At 69.0% G+C, this 17,091-nt stretch carries 19 protein-coding genes; 6 read left to right on the top strand and 13 right to left on the bottom strand.

Annotated elements, in window-relative coordinates; genetic code table 11:
- Positions 1-62: 62 nt before the first annotated feature.
- The 7 genes from AC3EO4_RS15600 to AC3EO4_RS15570 form a co-directional block, all read right to left on the bottom strand.
- Positions 63-407 carry a cupin domain-containing protein gene (locus tag AC3EO4_RS15600; protein ID WP_431896191.1) on the bottom strand — a complete coding sequence of 115 codons (345 nt, stop codon included), beginning with the start codon at positions 405-407 and terminating at the stop codon, positions 63-65.
- Positions 407-1,798 (bottom strand): NAD(P)/FAD-dependent oxidoreductase, encoded by a 1,392-nt coding sequence (locus AC3EO4_RS15595; RefSeq protein ID WP_379573740.1) that lies wholly within the window; start codon positions 1,796-1,798, stop codon positions 407-409. Before AC3EO4_RS15595 ends, AC3EO4_RS15600 begins: the two co-directional genes overlap by 1 nt.
- Positions 1,795-2,877: an ABC transporter ATP-binding protein gene (locus AC3EO4_RS15590; protein ID WP_431896189.1), complete on the bottom strand. Its 1,083-nt coding sequence runs from the start codon at positions 2,875-2,877 to the stop codon at positions 1,795-1,797. Before AC3EO4_RS15590 ends, AC3EO4_RS15595 begins: the two co-directional genes overlap by 4 nt.
- Positions 2,867-3,649: an ABC transporter permease gene (locus AC3EO4_RS15585; RefSeq protein WP_431896187.1), complete on the bottom strand. Its 783-nt coding sequence runs from the start codon at positions 3,647-3,649 to the stop codon at positions 2,867-2,869. Before AC3EO4_RS15585 ends, AC3EO4_RS15590 begins: the two co-directional genes overlap by 11 nt.
- Positions 3,646-4,473 (bottom strand): ABC transporter permease, encoded by an 828-nt coding sequence (locus AC3EO4_RS15580; RefSeq protein WP_379573737.1) that lies wholly within the window; start codon positions 4,471-4,473, stop codon positions 3,646-3,648. Before AC3EO4_RS15580 ends, AC3EO4_RS15585 begins: the two co-directional genes overlap by 4 nt.
- Before the next feature lie 7 nt (positions 4,474-4,480).
- Positions 4,481-5,599: an ABC transporter substrate-binding protein gene (locus AC3EO4_RS15575; RefSeq protein ID WP_379573735.1), complete on the bottom strand. Its 1,119-nt coding sequence runs from the start codon at positions 5,597-5,599 to the stop codon at positions 4,481-4,483.
- 105 nt (positions 5,600-5,704) lie between these two features.
- Positions 5,705-6,262 (bottom strand): helix-turn-helix domain-containing protein, encoded by a 558-nt coding sequence (locus AC3EO4_RS15570; RefSeq protein WP_379573734.1) that lies wholly within the window; start codon positions 6,260-6,262, stop codon positions 5,705-5,707.
- Positions 6,263-7,217: 955 nt separating this feature from the next.
- On the opposite strand from AC3EO4_RS15570, the gene AC3EO4_RS15565 reads away from it, so the two are divergent.
- The 3 genes from AC3EO4_RS15565 to AC3EO4_RS15555 are packed head-to-tail and all read left to right on the top strand — an operon-like array spanning position 7,218 to position 10,206.
- Positions 7,218-8,519 (top strand): ABC transporter substrate-binding protein, encoded by a 1,302-nt coding sequence (locus AC3EO4_RS15565; RefSeq protein WP_431896184.1) that lies wholly within the window; start codon positions 7,218-7,220, stop codon positions 8,517-8,519.
- Positions 8,516-9,400: a carbohydrate ABC transporter permease gene (locus tag AC3EO4_RS15560; protein WP_379573732.1), complete on the top strand. Its 885-nt coding sequence runs from the start codon at positions 8,516-8,518 to the stop codon at positions 9,398-9,400. Before AC3EO4_RS15565 ends, AC3EO4_RS15560 begins: the two co-directional genes overlap by 4 nt.
- A complete protein-coding gene (locus AC3EO4_RS15555) occupies positions 9,397-10,206 on the top strand; it encodes a carbohydrate ABC transporter permease (RefSeq protein WP_431896182.1) in 810 nt (269 codons plus the stop codon). The genes AC3EO4_RS15560 and AC3EO4_RS15555 overlap by 4 nt, the downstream gene beginning before the upstream one ends.
- A gap of 66 nt (positions 10,207-10,272) precedes the next feature.
- Here the strand turns inward: AC3EO4_RS15555 and AC3EO4_RS15550 are convergent, their stop codons facing one another.
- The 3 genes from AC3EO4_RS15550 to AC3EO4_RS15540 are packed head-to-tail and all read right to left on the bottom strand — an operon-like array spanning position 10,273 to position 11,729.
- A complete protein-coding gene (locus AC3EO4_RS15550; RefSeq protein WP_379573730.1) occupies positions 10,273-11,235 on the bottom strand; it encodes a D-2-hydroxyacid dehydrogenase in 963 nt (320 codons plus the stop codon).
- A gap of 5 nt (positions 11,236-11,240) precedes the next feature.
- Positions 11,241-11,438 carry a hypothetical protein gene (locus tag AC3EO4_RS15545; protein WP_379573729.1) on the bottom strand — a complete coding sequence of 66 codons (198 nt, stop codon included), beginning with the start codon at positions 11,436-11,438 and terminating at the stop codon, positions 11,241-11,243.
- A 48-nt stretch (positions 11,439-11,486) separates the two neighbouring features.
- Entirely contained in the window at positions 11,487-11,729 is a 243-nt protein-coding gene (locus tag AC3EO4_RS15540; RefSeq protein ID WP_379573728.1) for a hypothetical protein, read from the bottom strand.
- A 208-nt stretch (positions 11,730-11,937) separates the two neighbouring features.
- Here AC3EO4_RS15540 and AC3EO4_RS15535 point away from each other — a divergent pair, with 208 nt between their 5' ends.
- Positions 11,938-12,111, top strand: coding sequence for a hypothetical protein (locus AC3EO4_RS15535; RefSeq protein ID WP_379573727.1), 174 nt, complete (start codon positions 11,938-11,940; stop codon positions 12,109-12,111).
- Positions 12,112-12,139: 28 nt separating this feature from the next.
- Here the strand turns inward: AC3EO4_RS15535 and AC3EO4_RS15530 are convergent, their stop codons facing one another.
- Positions 12,140-13,798, bottom strand: a complete 1,659-nt coding sequence (locus tag AC3EO4_RS15530) for a TROVE domain-containing protein (RefSeq protein WP_379573726.1) — start codon at positions 13,796-13,798, stop codon at positions 12,140-12,142.
- A gap of 95 nt (positions 13,799-13,893) precedes the next feature.
- Positions 13,894-14,016 carry a hypothetical protein gene (locus tag AC3EO4_RS15525; protein ID WP_379573725.1) on the bottom strand — a complete coding sequence of 41 codons (123 nt, stop codon included), beginning with the start codon at positions 14,014-14,016 and terminating at the stop codon, positions 13,894-13,896.
- A 98-nt stretch (positions 14,017-14,114) separates the two neighbouring features.
- On the opposite strand from AC3EO4_RS15525, the gene AC3EO4_RS15520 reads away from it, so the two are divergent.
- Positions 14,115-14,408: a hypothetical protein gene (locus tag AC3EO4_RS15520; RefSeq protein WP_379573724.1), complete on the top strand. Its 294-nt coding sequence runs from the start codon at positions 14,115-14,117 to the stop codon at positions 14,406-14,408.
- 296 nt (positions 14,409-14,704) lie between these two features.
- Here AC3EO4_RS15520 and AC3EO4_RS15515 read toward each other — a convergent pair whose 3' ends face one another.
- Entirely contained in the window at positions 14,705-14,872 is a 168-nt protein-coding gene (locus AC3EO4_RS15515; protein WP_379573723.1) for a hypothetical protein, read from the bottom strand.
- A 198-nt stretch (positions 14,873-15,070) separates the two neighbouring features.
- On the opposite strand from AC3EO4_RS15515, the gene AC3EO4_RS15510 reads away from it, so the two are divergent.
- Entirely contained in the window at positions 15,071-16,867 is a 1,797-nt protein-coding gene (locus tag AC3EO4_RS15510; protein WP_379574559.1) for an ABC transporter ATP-binding protein, read from the top strand.
- Positions 16,868-17,091 lie beyond the last annotated feature (224 nt).

Below are 17,091 nucleotides of genomic sequence, written 5' to 3'. Positions count from 1 at the left end.
AGCAGGGAATTTACCGAAGAAGACGGCCCGTCATCGCGACGGGCCGTCCGGTAATCTACTAATCAGGTAGGATTTGTGTCAATTGTGATGTAGGTCTTACGCATCGTCTCGTGCACCACCCACGTGCCCTTCCAGCCGTCCCGCAGCACCACGGTCGAGCCGGGGCCGAGCTCGGTCACCTCGCCGTCCTCGGCGGTCAGCGTGGCCCTGCCGGTCAGGATCTGGCAGATCTCGTGGAAGCCGTCACGCACGGCGGTGAAGGTGCCGGGCTCGCACTCCCACACACCCGCCTCCGCGCCGCCGTCACGCCACAGCTCCAGCGTCGACTCTCGCTGCCCGGTCAGGCTGGTGGGCTTGGGGACGGCGGGAGGAAGCGTCACGGTCACGGCGTCGGTCAGATGCGTCATCAGCGCCCCGCAATCAGGTTGGCCAGGCGGGCGTACCCGGAGGTGGTGGTACCCCTGTCGTTCTCGCGCCGGTCCGCGGCGCGGAACAGCGTGTAGATGAGCTGCACGCCGGCGTAGCGCAGCGGCTCGGGCTCCCACTGGCGGACCTGGCGGCCCACCCACGGCAGCGAGGTGAGTTCGGTGTCCTGGCGCAGCACCAGGTCGCGCAGCGTGCGCCCGGCCAGGTTGGTGGTGGTGACGCCGCTGCCGACGTAGCCGCCGGCCCAGCCGAGGCCCGTCTCGTGGTCCAGGTGGACGGTCGAGCACCAGTCGCGCGGCACGCCGAGCACGCCGCACCAGGAGTGCTGGATGCGCGCGTCCGCCGCGGCGGGGAAGAGCTTGACCAGCATCCGCCACAGCGACTCGACGGTCCAGCGCTGGGTGGCGCCGCGGTCGTCGGTGCGCGAGCCGTAGCGGTACGGCACGCCGCGCCCGCCGATGGCGATGCGGTCGTCGGCGGTGCGCTGGGCGTAGATGTAGGCGTGCGCCTCGTCGCCCAGCAGCTCGCGGTCCTCCCAGCCCAGGTGCTTCCACACGTCGGCGGGCAGCGGCTCGGTGACGATCATCGAGCTGTTCATCGGCAGCCACTGGCGGCGCTGCCCCTCGATGCCCGCGGTGAAGCCCTCGGTGGCGCGGATGACGTACTCCGCCTTCACCACCCCCCTGGTGGTGATCGCCTGCCTGGGCTTGATCGCGGTGACCGTGGTGCCCTCGAAGATGTCGACGCCGAGCGCGGCGACGACCCTGGCCAGGCCCACGGCCAGCTTGGCCGGCTGGATGCGGGCGCAGTGCGGGCTGAAGGTGGCGTCGAGCGCCCCGGCCACGCGCAGGCGCGACTCGCGCTCGTCGCGCTCGAGCAGGCGCAGGTCCTGCTCGCCGTACCCCCACGCGCGCAGCTCGTCGAGCTCCTCGTGCAGGCGGCGGCGCTGGGCCGGGTTGGTGGCGGTGTGGATGAGCCCGCCCTTGTGGATGTCGGCGTCGATGCCCTCCTCGCCGGCGACGCGGATGACCTCGTCGACCGAGGTGAACATGGCGTGCTGCAGGTCGATCATCGCCTGGCGGCCGCGCGCCTTGGCGTGGCGCTCGCGCGAGCCCGCGAACTCGGCCGACAGCCATCCGCCGTTGCGTCCCGAGGCGCCGAACCCGGCGAACTCCTTCTCCAGGATCGCGATCCGCAGGTCGGGCTGGGCCTTCTTCAGGTAGTAGGCGGTCCACAGGCCGGTGTAGCCGCCGCCCACGATGGCGACGTCGTAGTCGCGCGAGCCCGGCAGCGCCGCCCTGCGGTCGGGGATGCCGATCTGCCGGTACCAGAAGGAGACTCCTCCGTTGGCGAAGTCCTTGGTGACGTTCACGTGAGCACAGCCTCCGCGTCGCTTTCGTCGGGTAGGAGGACGGAGTCGGCGACGCGCCAGGTCAGCGTCACCTCGTCGCCCACACGGGCCTCGCTCAGGCCGCCGGCCTGCTCGCGGACCAGCGCGGGAGAGCCGTCCGGCAGCTGCAGCTCCAGCTTACGGCTGGAGCCCAGGTAGATCTCGCCGGTGACGGTGCCGGGCAGGGCGTTCCATCCAGGCTCGGCCTCGTGTCCTGGCTTGCGGACGGCCAGCCGTTCGGGCCGCACCACCAGGGCGCCGTCCTTGGCCTCGATGCCGCCCTGGACGTGCAGGTGGCGCGCGCACACCCCGATACCGTGGTCGGAGACGGGCCCGCGCAGGACCGTCGACTCGCCCAGGAACTTGGCCACGAACAACGTCTTCGGCCGCTCGTAGAGCTCGGCGGCGGGTCCGACCTGCTCGATGCGGCCCTTGTTGAACACCGCGATCCTGTCGGACAGCACCAGTGCCTCGTCCTGGTCGTGCGTCACGTAGACGAACGTGGTGCCGAGCTCGGCGTGGATGCGCTTGATCTCCAGCTGGAGCCAGTCGCGCAGCTTCTTGTCGAGCGCGCCGAGCGGCTCGTCCATCAGCAGCACCCGGGGGTTGTAGACGATCGCGCGGGCGACGGCGACGCGCTGCTGCTGGCCGCCGGACAGCTCGCGCGGGTAGCGGTGGCCGAAGTCGCCGAGGTGGACGGTCGCCAGCGCCGCCTCCACCATCTCGGCGCGCTTGGCCTTGGGCACCTTGCGCTGCTTGAGCGGGAAGGCGATGTTCTCCGCGACCGTCATGTGCGGGAAGAGGGCGTAGTGCTGGAAGACCATGCCCATGTCGCGCTTGTGCGGCGGGGTGGAGCCGATGGAGGTGCCGTCGACGGTCAGCTCACCGCTGGTCTGCCTGACGAACCCGGCGATGATGTTGAGCGTCGTGGTCTTGCCCGAGCCGCTGGGCCCGAGCAGCGTCATGAACTCGCCAGGCTCGATCGACAGTGACACGTCGTCGACGGCGACGAAGTCGTGGTAGGTCTTGGTGAGGCCGGTGAGCTGGATGCTACTTGGCACGGGTCCTCCTGGCGACGAAGAAGGTGGCGACGAGGACGAGCGTCGTGGTGAGCACGATGATCATGGTGGCCGCGGCCGCGATGGTCGGATCGGTCTCACGGGTGACGCTGGCGTACATCTTCACCGGCAGGGTCTGCAGATACGGACTTTGGATGAACAGCGAGACGACCACCTCGTCGAAGCTGGTCACGAAGGCGAACAGCGCCCCGGAGGCCACGCCGGGGGCCACGAGGGGAAGCGTCACGCTGCGGAAGGCGGTCCACCTGCTCGCTCCGAGGCTGGCGGCCGCGTCCTCCAGCCGCCTGTCGAAGCCGCGCAGCGAGGCCGTGACCGGGATGATGACGAACGGCAGGGCCAGCACGGTGTGCGCCATGACGAAGCCCACGAGGGTGCCCACGAGCTGGAGCTTGAGGAACACCGCGTAGGTGCCGATGGCGAGCACGACGCCGGGCACGATCATCGGCGCCAGCAAGGAGCCCTGGGCCACGGCGAGACCCTTGATCTTCGCCCTGGTCAGGCCGAGCGCGGCCGCCGTGCCGAGGACGGTGGCCACGACCGTGACCAGCAGCGCCACCTGCACGGAGGTGCCGAGCGCCGACATCCACGCCGAGTCGCCGAAGAAGTTGGCGTACCACCGGGTGGAGTAGCCGTCAGGGGGGAACTTCAGTGACGGCTTGTCGGTGAAGCTCAGCGGCACCACGATCAGCGCGGGCGCGACCAGCCACACGCCGATCAGCGAGCAGAAGGCCCAGAGCAGCCCGCGGGCCCTCATCCTGTCACCTTCCTTCCGGTACGGCGCAGCGTCAGCGCCAGCAGCGCGATCATGGCGAGCGTCAGCCCGAGCAGCACGACGCCCATCGCGCCGCCGCGACCCCACTTGAGCAGGCCGTTCACCTGAGTGAAGATCTGCTGCGAGATCAGCGCGTCGGTCGGCGAGCCCAGCAGCGCGGGGGTGACGTAGAACCCGAGCGCGCTGATGAACACCGTCAGGCACCCGGCGGAGACGCCGGGCAGCGACAGCGGCACGTACACCTTGAGGAACGCCTTGACCGGGTGGGCGCCGAGGCTGGTGGCCGCGGGCAGCAGCCGCCTGTCGATGCCGCTCATCACCGCGTACAGCGGCAGCACCATGAACGGCATCAGCAGCTGCACCATGCCGATGACCACGCCGGTCTGGGTGCGGATGAGGCTGAAGGGCCCCATCCCGAGCACGCCGAGCATCTTGTTGATCACGCCGGTGTCCTGGAGGAGGATCACCCACGCGAACGTGCGCACCATGAGGCTGGTCCAGAACGGCACCAGCACCAGGAGCGTCAGGACCGCCCTGGCCTTCGCCCCCGCGATCGTCATCGCGTAGGCGTAGGGGTAGGACAGCGCCAGCGCGACAAGCGTCACCCAGAACGCGGTGCCGAACGTCCTGCCGAGCACCTGCAGGTTCGCCTGTTCACCGAAGAACCAGGCGAAGTTGCCCAGCCCGGGCTCGGGGTCGGTGAAGGCGCTGACCAGCATCGACACCAGCGGGTAGAGGAAGAAGACACCGAGCGCGACCAGCGCGGGCAGCAGGAGGAGCGCGGGCCCCGCCGTTCTCTCTTTCACGGCGTGCTCAGCCCCCGAGCCAGGCGGACCACTTCTCGATCATCTCGGACTGGTTCTCCGCCCACCACTTGTCGTCCACCTTGAGCCGCTTGTCGGCCACCTCGGGGCGGGTGGTCAGGAAGGAGGTGCCGAGCTCGTCGAGCTGGGGCTTGGCCTCAGTGTTGATGGGCGAGTAGGAGGTCAGCTCGGTGAGCTTGGCCTGCTGCTGGGCGCCCAGGTAGTAGTTGATCATCGCCATGGACGCCTTGGGGTTCTTGGCGTTCTTGGGCACGGCGAGGGAGTCCATGATGGGCATCCACTCGTTCCACTGGACGTCGAACTTCGCGCCGTTCTTGATGCCGGCGTAGGCGCGGCCGCTCCACATCATGACCATGTCGACCTCGCCGGACTCCAGCAGTTGCTGGGACTCGGCGCCGGTCTTCCAGAAGACCAGGTCGCCGCGGACGGTGTCGAGCTTCTTGGTCGCCTTGGCCACGTCGATCGGGTAGAGCTTGTCGGCGGCCACGCCGTCGGCCACCAGCGCGGCCTCGAACGGGCCGGGCGCCGAGTCGCCCGGGTTGCCGGGGATGGCCCGCTTGCCGGGGAACTTCGCCGTGTCGAAGAAGTCCTTCCAGCCCTGCGGCGGGTTGGACCCGAACTTGTCCTTGTTGTAGGCGAGGACCATGCCGTACTGCATGGCGGGGACGCTGCACTCGGTGGCCAGGCCGTCAGGGACCTTCGACTTGTCGATGATCTTGTAGTCGAGGGGCTGGAGCAGCTTGCCGCACTGGGCCGCGGCCCAGATGGAGTCGGTGTCGACGACGTCCCAGGTGACGTTGGAGGAGTCGACCTGCGCCTTGATCTTGGCGTAGTCGGTCGGGCCGTCCTGGACCACCTGGGCGCCCGACTCCTTCGCGAAGGGGTCGATGGCCGCGTCCTGCTGGCCCTTCTGGTAGACGCCTCCGTAGGACACGAAGGTCATGTTGACGCCCTTCAGGGCGTCCTTCTTGATGGCTCCGGACTGTGCGGGCCCTGAGCCGAGGTCGACGTCCGCGGGCGCCGCGGCGCCTCCGCCGCAGGCCGCAGCCAGCAGGAGGGAGGCCGCGGCGACAGCCGTACCGGCCAGTCGCTTGGGTCGCATGAGCATGGTTGCCCCCTCGTTGATCGTGAAATGGGGTTCTTGCGGGGTGGGGTCAGGGGGGTGGGGTCAGGGGGGTGGGGTCAGGGTGGGATCGGGGGGTGGGATCGAAGGTCAGTCAGGTGTGGGCGGGCCGATGATCCAGAGGACCTCGGCCTCCTCCTCGCCGTCGTTGACGACGCGGTGCGGGACGGAGGTGCGGTACTCGACGCTGTCGCCCGGCCCCATCCGGAGCAGGCTCTTCTCGCCCAGATGGACGGCTACCGCGCCACGCAGGACGAGCAGGATCTCCTGGGAGTCGCCGTGGGTGTACTGCTCGTCCCCTGTGGAGGCGCCTGGCTCGAACTCGCCGCTGTACACCTCCAGGTTCTGGAGCGGTCGCTGCGAGATCAGGTACTTGCGCGAGCCTTGTCCCGCGTGCAGTTCGGGGCGCTCGGCCCTTCTGACGACGCGATGGCCGCTCGCCTCCTCTTCGCTGAACAGGTCGGCGACCGTGATGCCGAGCGCCACGGCGATCCGCCGTAGCATCCCGACACTCGCACTGGTCTGACCGCGCTCCAACTGGCTGATGAAGCTGGCACTCGCCTGTGCCTGCGCCGCCAGACCCCTGACGGTCATCTGGCGCATGCTGCGATAGGCACGGATCCGGTCGCCCAAGGGCTCAGATGCCATCGAACGTCTCGATTCTCTGCACTGAACAAGTTGTTAAGTGGCAATGAAGGGACCGTACAAATGCATCAACCGCCCCAGCAAGAGGGCGGTTGGTTACAAATCGGTCAACTGTGATCACGCTCACGTCAAAGAACGCGCAAAACCGCTGGTGACGGGCGTGTGGGTGAGAGGCAAAAATCACGGGGGCGTTCGAGGACGCGGCCGGCCCCACTGTTCCGGTCATCAGGATCGAACAGCTGCAGCGCGAGCGCCTCCATCCACGCCGGCACCCGCGCGAGCTCCTTGAACTCCTTGCGCTCAGCGGCGCGAACCTGACGCCCTCGCCCGGCTCGCCGCGGATCAGCCTCCCGCCCGCACCACGCCCCACGGCGGGAAGCCCGCCTGCTCACCACCCGGGCCTCGCCGCACCGCCGGCCCGGGGCTCGAGGCCCACCCACATCACGCCCCCCGGAGGCCCGCCACCGCTTGCCGCCGCAGAGACCCGCACCACCCGCCGCCTCCGGCGGTCCGCACCCCTCGCCCTCCTCGTCTCGCGCACCCGCGAAGAAGGCGCTCGCGGGCGGCGCCGCCTGGCGCCGAGAAAGGCCGGTTCACAGCCAACCACGAGACACCCCGCGAGCCAGCGCCGGAGACAGGCGTGCCCGTCGAGCCGGTGCGCTGGGGCGGGCGCGCCCGCCGAGCCAGCACGCCGGGGGGCCTGTTCCGCGAGCCGACGCTGGAGGCAGGCGCGCCCGTCGAGCCGATGCGCCGAGGGCGGGCGCGTCCGGCGAGCCGGGTTGGCGTGTCGAGCTCGCGCGCGAGGTCGAGGGCGGCAGCGCGGCCGGGCGTCGGGCGGCCCGTCGTCAAGCGCACAGCCGAGCGCGCGCCAAGGAAGGGCTAGCGCTCCGGCTTTATTCAGCGTACTTTACTCAGAACTCATTATTCAGCGTGTGACATAGTACATCCTGGAGCGGAAGTGAAAGCTCTCCTTGCCGCCGTGGCGGCACTGGTCACCCTGACCGGATGCGCGACGGGCGGCGTCCAGCAAGCCGCGCCGTCGATCGCGCCCAGCTCCCAGAAGCTGTCCGGCGAGGTGAAGGTGTGGTCCTTCGACGTCGGGGCCAAGGCGCTGCAGCGTCTGGCGCCAGAGTTCATGAAGCTGCATCCCGGCGTGAAGGTCGAGGTGACCGACGTCGGCTACGACAACGTCTACGACAAGATCACCGTCGGTCTCCAGTCCGGCTCCGGCCTGCCCGACGTCGTGCACCTGGAGGACGAGCGCGTCTCGGCCTACGCCAAGAACTTCCCCAACGGCCTGGTCGACCTCGCCCCCGTCGCCGGCAAGTACAAGAGCGACTTCGACCCCGCCAAGTGGCAGACCGCGTCCGGTCCCGGCGGCAAGCTGTACGCCCTGCCGTGGGACTCCGCGCCCGTCGGCCTGTTCTACCGGCGCGACTACTTCGAGCAGGCGGGCGTCAAGGCCGAGGACGTCACAACCTGGGACGAGCTCGTCACGGCGGGCCTGCGAGTCAAGGCCAAGACCGGCAAGCGGCTGTTCGTCTCCGATCTGGGCAACATCACCCCGCTGTTCACGACCCTGCTCCAGCAGCAGGGCCAGGGGATCTTCAAGGACGGCAAGGTCGCGGTGAACTCGGCGGCGGGTGTGAAGGCGCTGACGCTCATGGCCCGCCTCAACAAGCAGGGCCTGCTGCAGAACGAGAAGGGCTGGGACGGCAGGGTCACCGCCACCAAGGAGGGCAAGGCCGCCACCGCGCCCACCGCCGTGTGGTGGAGCGGCACGCTGACCTCCGAGATGCCTGAGCTGTCAGGAAAATTCGGGGTGGTCCCGCTGCCGGCCTTCGAGGCGGGCGGCGTGCGCACCTCGGCCAACGGCGGCTCCATGCTCGCCGTCACCGGGCAGACCCGCAACCAGCAGGCCGCCTACGCCTTCGCCGAGTTCGTCACCGCGAACAAGGACAGCCAGCTGTCGATGATGAAGACCGAGAGCCTGTTCCCCGCCTACCTGCCCGCGCTGGCCGACCCCTACTTCGGCACCCCGGTCGACTACTTCGGCGGCCAGCCCGTCAACCAGATCTTCGCCGAGCAGGTGCGCGACATCCCGCCTGTGGAGTCCACGGACGACGACGCCGAGGCGGCCGAGCTGCTGAAGACGCTGCTGTCGCGCGCCGTGGTCGGCGGCGAGGATCCCAGGACCGTCCTGGACGAGGCCGCCAAGCAGATCTCGGCCGCCACCAAGCGGGAGATCGCGGCGTCGTGACCGCGCTGACCGAGAAGCTCGTCGGGGCTCCGGCCCTGACGGGTCCCCGCCACCGGCGGCTCATCCCGTGGATCTTCGCGGGCCCCGCCACCGCGCTGTTCGCCGTCTTCTTCGCCTATCCGCTGGCGGCCTCGCTGATGCAGAGCTTCCAGCGGACCGAGGACGGCGTCACCTCGTGGGCGGGCCTCGACCAGTACGCCAGGCTGCTGGCCGACGCCAGGTTCGGCAGGTCGCTGCTGAACGTCGGCCTCATCCTGGTCGTCCAGGTACCGATCATGATCGGGCTGGCGCTGGTGCTCGCCTATGTCCTCAACCAGTCGTGGCTGCGCTTCCGCGCCACCCTCCGGGTCGCCTTCTTCCTGCCCGCCGTGACCACCCTGGTGGCGTACGCGGTGGTGTTCAGGGTGCTGCTGAAGACCGAGGGCGGCATGGTCAACCAGCTTCTCGGGCACGAGATCGGCTGGCTGGATGACCCGATGTGGGCGCGGGTGGCGCTGATCGCCTCCATCACCTGGCGGTGGACCGGCTACAACATGGTGATCCTGCTGGCCGGTCTCCAGTCGATCGGCAAGGCGCAGTACGAGGCCGCGGCCATCGACGGCGCCGGCCCGTGGCGGACGTTCACCAGCGTGATCGTGCCGCAGCTCAAGCCGGTGATCCTGTTCTGCTCGATCACCTCCACGATCGGGACGCTGCAGCTGTTCGACGAGAACAAGGTGCTGACCGACGGCGGGCCGGACGACGCGACGCTCTCGCCGATCCTGCTGCTGTTCCAGGTGGGGTTCAAGCAGTTCGACTTCGGTTACGCCGCCGCGATGGCGTGGGTGATCGTGCTGATCATCGGCCTGCTGTCCTACGCGCAGTTCAGGTGGTTGAAATGAGACGGTTGCTGGTCTGGCTGCTCGTCGCGGCGGGCGCGCTCGTCAGCGTCGTGCCGTTCTACTGGATGGCGGTGGCCTCCACCCACGACACGAGCGAGCTGTTCCGCTCGCCGCCGCCGTTCCTGCCGGGAGACGACCTGCTGGCCAACCTGCGCGGGCTGGAGGAGGCGGTCGGCTTCAGCAGGGTGGTCGTCAACAGCCTGGCCACCGCGCTGGTCTACACCGCGGGTAGCGCGCTGGTCAGCGCGATGGCCGGGTACGGCCTGGCGAAGTTCCGTTTCAGGGGCCGCGGCGTGCTGCTGGCGGCGGTTCTCGCGACGATGATGATCCCCTTCCAGGTGTTGCTCGTGCCGCTGTTCCAGATGATGGCGAGCATCGGCTGGGTCGACACCTACCAGGCGATCGTCATCCCGTTCCTGGCCAACTCCTTCGGCATCTTCCTGATGCGGCAGGCCTTCCTCGACTTCCCCGACGAGCTGATCGAGAGCGGGCGTCTGGACGGCGCGGGCGACCTGCGGATCTTCTACCGGCTCGTGCTGCCCGTGGTACGGCCGCAGCTCGGCGCCCTGGTCATCTTCACCTTCATGAGCCAGTGGAACTCCTTCATCTGGCCCCTGCTGATGCTCAACTCCGAGGAGAAGTACGTGCTCCCCGTCGCGCTCAGCCACCTGACCGGGCTGACCCGTGTCGACTACGCGGGCCTGATGCTCGGCGCGCTGCTGGCGACGCTGCCGCTCATGCTCGTCTTCCTCGTCTTCCAGAAGCAGTTCGTCTCCGGCCTGCTCGGCGGGGCGGTGAAGGGCTGACCCTGAGGACCCGCACCCCGCGGCCGCCCATCCCGCGGCCTCGGGCGGTGGCCGTCCGGGGAGGGATCAGTAGCCCCGCGACCACCGCACGACGTTGCGCAGCGGCTCCCCCGCGACGAACCTGCGCCAGTTGTCCTCGAACACCTCGAGGATCTGGCCCGACTCCTGGTCGGAGCCGCCCGCGGTGTGCTGGGTGAGCAGCGTGTTCGGGGTGCTCCAGAGCGGGTGTCCGGCCGGCAGCGGCTCGGTCGCCGTCACGTCGAGGACCGCCCCGCCGAGCCGTCCCTCCCGCAACGCCGCCACCAGCGCGTCCTCGTCGAGGAGCGAGCCGCGCCCTGCGTTGACGAGGATCGCGCCGGGCGGGAGCAGCGCCAGCCGCGCCGCGTCGACCAGGCCCGCCGTCTCCTCGGTGCCCGGCAGCAACCCCACCAGCACGTCGGTCTCCGGCAGCAGGGCGTCGAGCTCGGCCAGGCTCATCCGGCGCGAGTAGAGCGTCACACGGCAGCCGAAGGGGGCCAGCAGCTCGGCCAGCCGCCGCGCGATCGTGCCCGCGCCGAGGATGACGACCGACGCCCCGGTGAGCAGCCGCAGCCTGGGTCTGATCGGCTCCTTCGACCAGGTCCGCCGCTCCCCCAGCCGCGCCAGCTCGTCGACGCCCCGGTACAGCGCGAGCAGGCCCGCGAGGCAGGTCTGCGCGACGGGATCGGCGAACGTGCCCGACAGGTTCGTGACGGTGATGCGCCGCCCGAGCTCGGACCAGTCGAGATCCAGGTATCTGTCGATCCCCATGGACGACAGCTGCAGCCAGCGCAGGTCGCCGGCCTGCGCCAGCCATTCGGGCGGGCAGTTGCCGACCGCGACGCTCGCCGCGGCGAACGCCTCGACGTCGCGCCGGGTGTGCTCCTTGGGCTGAGCGAACCACACGGGCACGTCGCCGGCGAGCGCGCGGACCCGCTCCCGCTCGGCGGCGGTGAGCGCCAGCTCGACGTACAGGCTCGTGTTCCGGTGCTCGCCGGTCGGAGGCGTCATCGTGATCAGTCCGCCCAGCGAAGAGCCTGGGCCATGCCGGCGGCCGGCGTCTCGGTGGCCAGCTCGCGGAGCTGGTCGGCCAGCGCCAGCGCCTGCTCACGGGACATGCGCGGCTCGGTGCCCGTGTAGAACACCACGATGTCCCCCGAGGGGGAGCGCACGGGGGTGAAGGGAAGCGAAGGGGAGATCACCATGATGGACATCAGTCTTTCGTACCCGACCGACAATTTCGGCGGGTTCAGCGGTGGGTTTCACTCGGCGATGCGGTCGACCAGCTTCGTCCAGAAGGCGATCAGCTCGTTGCCGGTGAAGCGGATGTAATGGATGCGATCATGGCCCCGGTAGACGGCCACCTCGGTCAGCGGCGCGCCGCCCTCCTCGAAGCTGGTGTAGAGGGAGGTCCAGTCGTCGGGGCCGGGGACCCACTCGGGGAAGGCCAGGCGGGCGGCCTGGTCACGGAGTGCGGAAACCCAGCGCTCCTCCGAGGAGTCCATACTTCAAGGTGCCAGGAGCCCCACCAAGACGTGGCAAAAACACCACATCAGGATGTTTCGCGCAGACGCTCGCGAACCATGAAGAAGTATCACAACCCTCCCCTCCAGGCCTCATCTCCCCCTTGATGAACACGACCTCTCACTTGACGGGCCCTTGCCGCCCGGGTCGATAGCCTGCCGGGCAACGATCACCACAGGGGGACTGACAATGAAGCGTTTCGCGATCATGACCGCCGGCGTGGCGCTGGCACTGGGCGTGGCAGCCGCGCCGGCCGTCGCCGCCGCCGGCGCACCGGCGCCGTTCCACGCCAGCGGCAACCCCGTCTCCGACCTGCTCGGCAAGCTGCTCGGCGGCGGTGGCGGGCTCGGCAAGCTCCTCTAGGACCGGGTCCTGTGAGCGCACCCGGACGTCAGGACCTGACGAACCCGTTGATCACCATCGGCAACGAGGCGTCCAGGCCGGCGACGTTGAGCACGCCGTCGTCCTCCGGATCGCCGATCGTGTAACCGGCGGCGGTCATCGCGACCACGACGGCCCTGGCGTCCGGGCTGACCGAGCGGCGGTAGGCGGTGAGCGCCTGCGACGGGTGGGAGCGGCCCGCCCACGTCTCGTTGTCGGTGAAGACGACGATCCCGTCGGCGCCGAACCGCTCGCCGGCCGCCCACGTGAACGGCAGCGACAGGTCGGTGCCGCCGCCCGAGGGCGTCCACGAGGACAGCTCCCGCAGGTTCGTGCGCGAGGTCACCCTCGACGCGTGCACCGCGGTGTCCACGTCGATCACGTGCACGTTGCCCCTCTCGATACGGGCCAGCATGACCGCCAGCGCGCAGCCCGCCTGGTAGGCGGTGCCGAGCAGCGAGCCGCCTGAGTAGACGCCCTGGCCCATCGAGCCGGAGGAGTCCACCGCCACCAGCAGCCTCCTGCCCGACGGCGCGACCGCGCCGAACGACAGCTCGTAGGTCTCCTCCAGCGCGTCGAGGATCGCCGGGACCGGCGTCCACGTCTGGGCGTCCGCCTTCCTGTTCGGCTGGGCGCGGCCCGAGCCGTACACGCGCATGGCCAGCCACGCGTCCATCGGGTGGATGCGGGCCTTGCGCACCGCGTCGGCGTCGGACAGCCGGGCGACGGCGCGCGCCGTGGCCTCGCCCATCGGCGTGAGCGTGCCGATGCGCGTCATCCGGGCCAGGTTACGGATGAGCGCGGTCATCCCGACCGTGTCCACCAGCGCGTCCCACACCGCGGGCTCGCGCAGCATCGCGTCGGGCAGGAACTCCCACGGCACCCGCGCCTCGCTCACCACGCGCACCGCCTGCTCGACCGACGTGACCGCCTTGGCGCTCAGGAACCGGTCGACGGCGGGCAGCACGTCCCTGGCCACATCGTCGTGGACGTTGCCCGCGATCCACCCGAACAGCGTCCTGCGCCGCTCGTCGTCGGGAACGGGGTGGGCGATCCTCAGCACGTCACGCAGCGAGAACGCCTCACCCTGCGGCGTCCTGCGCTGGGCGGCCTTGCACGCCTTGAACGCGACATCGTCCGCGTCGCCGGTCAGGAACCACGAGCCGAGCGCCGTGCGCAGGCTACGGCCCACGACGGGCGCGCTGCCCCTGCCGGTCGCCTTACCGCCCAGGTTCTTGTAGTAGCCGAAGAACTGAGCCAGATGGTCGGTGGTACGGGCGACCCTGGCCAGGGCCGACTTGGCGGCCTGCCTGGTGTCGGCGTCGCCCTTGGCGTAGCAGGCGGCCAGCGCGAACAGCGCAGGACGCTGCTTCGGCGCGCGCGGCGGCCTGGCCGTGGCGATGCCGGTCAGCAGCGCGACCACCCGGGGCCCGTCCTCGCCGATGGCCTGGAACAGCACATCCGCGTTCTCGGCCGTCAGTCTGTCCTCACCGACGTAGTAGGTGCCGCCCGTGGTGCCCAGAATGAGGAAGTCCTCCAGCCTGGTCCACAGGTCCTTGGCGAAGACGTAGCCGCCGGCCGCGTTGGGGACCTGGTCGGTACGGCCGGAGATCGGCCGGCTCTGCGGCGTCGCGGTCGTCGAGACCGCGGCGAGGGGATCACGTGCCACGGTGGTGCTCCTTCGGTTTCGACCCGCCGTCGAGGCGGATGTGGGGGAGGCGATCTACGCGCGACCCCACATCCGAATATCCGGCGCCACCCCGATCACCTGGTGAACCACCAGAAGGCGACCACGATCGCGGCGACGAGCAGGGCGACGGCGTACGCGAGCAACGCTCTGCCCAGGCGGCGGCGGACATAGCCGGGGCGGTGACGGTCAGCGGTCATGATGTCCTCCAGCGGTCGGAATACGAACTCTTTGGCCCGCATGCCGGGTTTTGGTCGGCAGGGTAGGGCAGGTTCCCCACGACAAGGGGGGATCTTAGATGATCAAGAAGTTGCATCAGATGGGCCTCAGGTCCGGCCACATGTACGTCGCGGGATTCGCCGCCATCGGCGCGTCCATCTGCTCCTGGCTGATCTCCGCGTCGGCCGAGGACGCGGGGATCGACAGGGCCGACCGGTGGGGAATCTTCATCGGCGAGTGGGCGCCCACGCTCTTCATGCTCGGGGTGGCGCTGCGGATGGAGGAGACCCACGTGGACAAGGAGGACACCTCTGAGATGGCCATGTTCGACAAGTCGATGGGCGGCAGCAGCCGCGCCCGCGCAGGCGTCTAGCCGCCTGCTCGCGCAGGCCGCTGCGTGGTGCACGGCCTGCGCCCCTCCCCCTTCCCCTCGCCCCCGACCCCCTCTCCCCTTCCTGCAGGCGCTTGCGTACGACTACGCGCGCCCCCGTACCGCGTGCCACACGTGCTCGTCCCGGCCGCCGCAGCGGGACGACTCGCTCTGACCGTGGGCGGCATAACCGTGGCGACACGCCGTTAGATCACCATCTTTATGCCGAAATATCCGTATACCCGCATGGAATTTTGTGTCCGGATTGTTGCGCGGACCTCTTTGCCCGTACAACGAAATCACGGCGAAATTTGCTCCATCCGGCGATCGGCGGAGACCCGCTTGAGGCGGCATTGACCCAGTTCCGGCAAGGTATGGGAATCCTGTGCGAGGTTTATCGGCGATTTACCGTAAATCGCCTTTTGATCTTCCTGAGGTCTCGCCGCAAAGAGATGTTCAATATGCACGACAATTGATGATTCATCCCGATTTGGGTGCTAACGTCCTGTTGTGAGAGACAGCACATCACGGGGAGGAAAAATGACTCTCAACAAACTGTTCCCGAGCCCGACGACAAGCGCGAGCTGGTGGGGCTGTCGCCGGCGTAGGTGCGGCTGCGGTGGCTGGGGTGGCGGCTGGGGCTGGCGCCGACGCTGGTGGGGCGGATGGTGGTGATAGGTAGTTCCCGTGAGAGCCGATGGATTTCCCGTCGGCTCTCATTTACCGCCCGGGACCGATCTCCCCTCGCTCCCGCCGTCACCATCCGCAGGACATTCGGGGAATTCTGGCCCTACACCCGCGGCCTCCGGAAGCTGTTCGCCGCGGGCGTCGTACTCGCCATCATGGCCGCACTGTGCGAGGTGGCGACGATCGCACTGTTCGGCTACATCACCGACGCGGTGCTCAGCGCAGGTGATCTCGGGGCATTCTGGCGCCCCGCCCTCGCATGGCTGGGGCTCGCGGTGGTCGCGGGCCTTTTCTCCTTCGCCGGCTCCTACGTCACGGCGCTGGGAGCCGAGCGCTTCCTGCTCAAGCTGAGGGACGCCGTCTTCGCCCACCTCGAGACCCTGACGCCCGACTTCTTCGACAACCGCAAGCTCGGCGACCTGATGGCCAGGCTCACCGACGACATCCAGGCGATCGAGGAACTCGTCGGGTCGGGGCTCGTCAAGGTGGTCACCACACTCGCCAGCGTGATCTTCTTCGCCGGCGCCGCCTTCTACATCAGATGGGACCTCGCGCTGGTGACGATGGCGCTCGTTCCCGCGTTCCTGCTGGTGTCGAAGCTGTTCGCCGGCCGGTTCAGGACCGCGGCCGCCCGCGAGCGGCTCAGCAACGGCGCGATGAACAGCGTCATCGAGGAGAGCCTGTCCAACCAGTCACTCGTCCAGGCCTACAACCGTCAGCGGTCGGAGTCACGCCATCTGCACAGGGAAGGGCGCACCTGGCTGAAGGCCAACATGACGCAGGCGTGGCTGTCCGGCGCGTACGGCCCCGCCGTACAGGTGCTGGAGACCATCTGCCTGATCGTCATCATCGGCTTCGGTGCCTGGGAGATCGCCTCAGGACGCCTCACCATCGGTGGCCTGCTGGCGTTCGCCGCCTACCTGGCCTACCTGTATCCGTCCGTCCAGAGCCTCGGCGAGATCGCTCTCACCGTCAGCGAGGCGGCGGCTGGCTCCGACAGGGTCATGGAGGTGCTGCGGGCACGTCCCGCGGTCGCCGACAGGGCCACCGCCGTACCCCTGGCCGCGCGCAGCAGGGGGTACATCGAATTCGCCCACGTCTCCTTCACCTATCCCAAGCGCCGCCAGCCGGCGCTGCTGAACCTGTCGTTCACCGTCTCACCCGGCGAACTCGTCGTGGTGACCGGGCCGAGCGGCGCGGGCAAGTCGACGCTGGCCAAGCTGCTCCTGCGTTTCTACGACCCTCTGACCGGAGGGATCCTGCTCGACGGCACCGACATCCGCGACATCACCATGGCCTCCCTCCGCGACAACATCACGCTGCTCCACCAGGAGAGCCTGCTGTTCTCGGGGACCGTCCGCGACAACATCGCGTACGGCAGGCCGGAGGCGACGCTCGACGAGGTCGTGCAGGCGGCCGAGCTGGCAGGGGTGCACGACTTCGTCAACACCTTGCCCCAGCGGTACGACACCCCGATCGGGCAGCGGGGACGTCTGATGTCGGGCGGGCAGCGGCAGCGCCTCGCGATCGCGCGGGCCATCCTGCGGGACGCGCCGGTGCTGGTGCTCGACGAGCCGATGACCGGCCTGGACGAGTCCACGGCGGCACGGATCATGGAGCCGCTGGCCCGGCTGATGGAGGGGCGCACCACCATCATGATCACCCATGATCTGCGCCATGTTCCGGCAATGGCACGCACGATCACGCTCGAACCGGCACGGCGCGCGAACCGGATCACGCTGAAGCACAGGACACCGCGTAACGCGCCCGCGTGACGGGCCGTCAGATGCGTCGTCATGATTCGGCGTTGCGACATTCTGCAAGGGAATGTCAACGGTTTGCGGGAAAGCGTCGAGAAGAAGAAGCGGGTCCGGCCCGGCCTTCCCCAGGGAATGGCCGGGCCTCCTCTTGCTCCCGGCCAGGCACGATATCCGTTCCTATATCGATGGACGGTCAATATCACTATTGGACACGTCGCCACGCGGCTGGTCTGATCTCC

The organism is Nonomuraea sp. bgisy101 (assembly GCF_057708945.1).
Note: the sequence above shows the minus strand (reverse complement) of the source record. Positions and strands in the feature narration are given on the sequence as shown.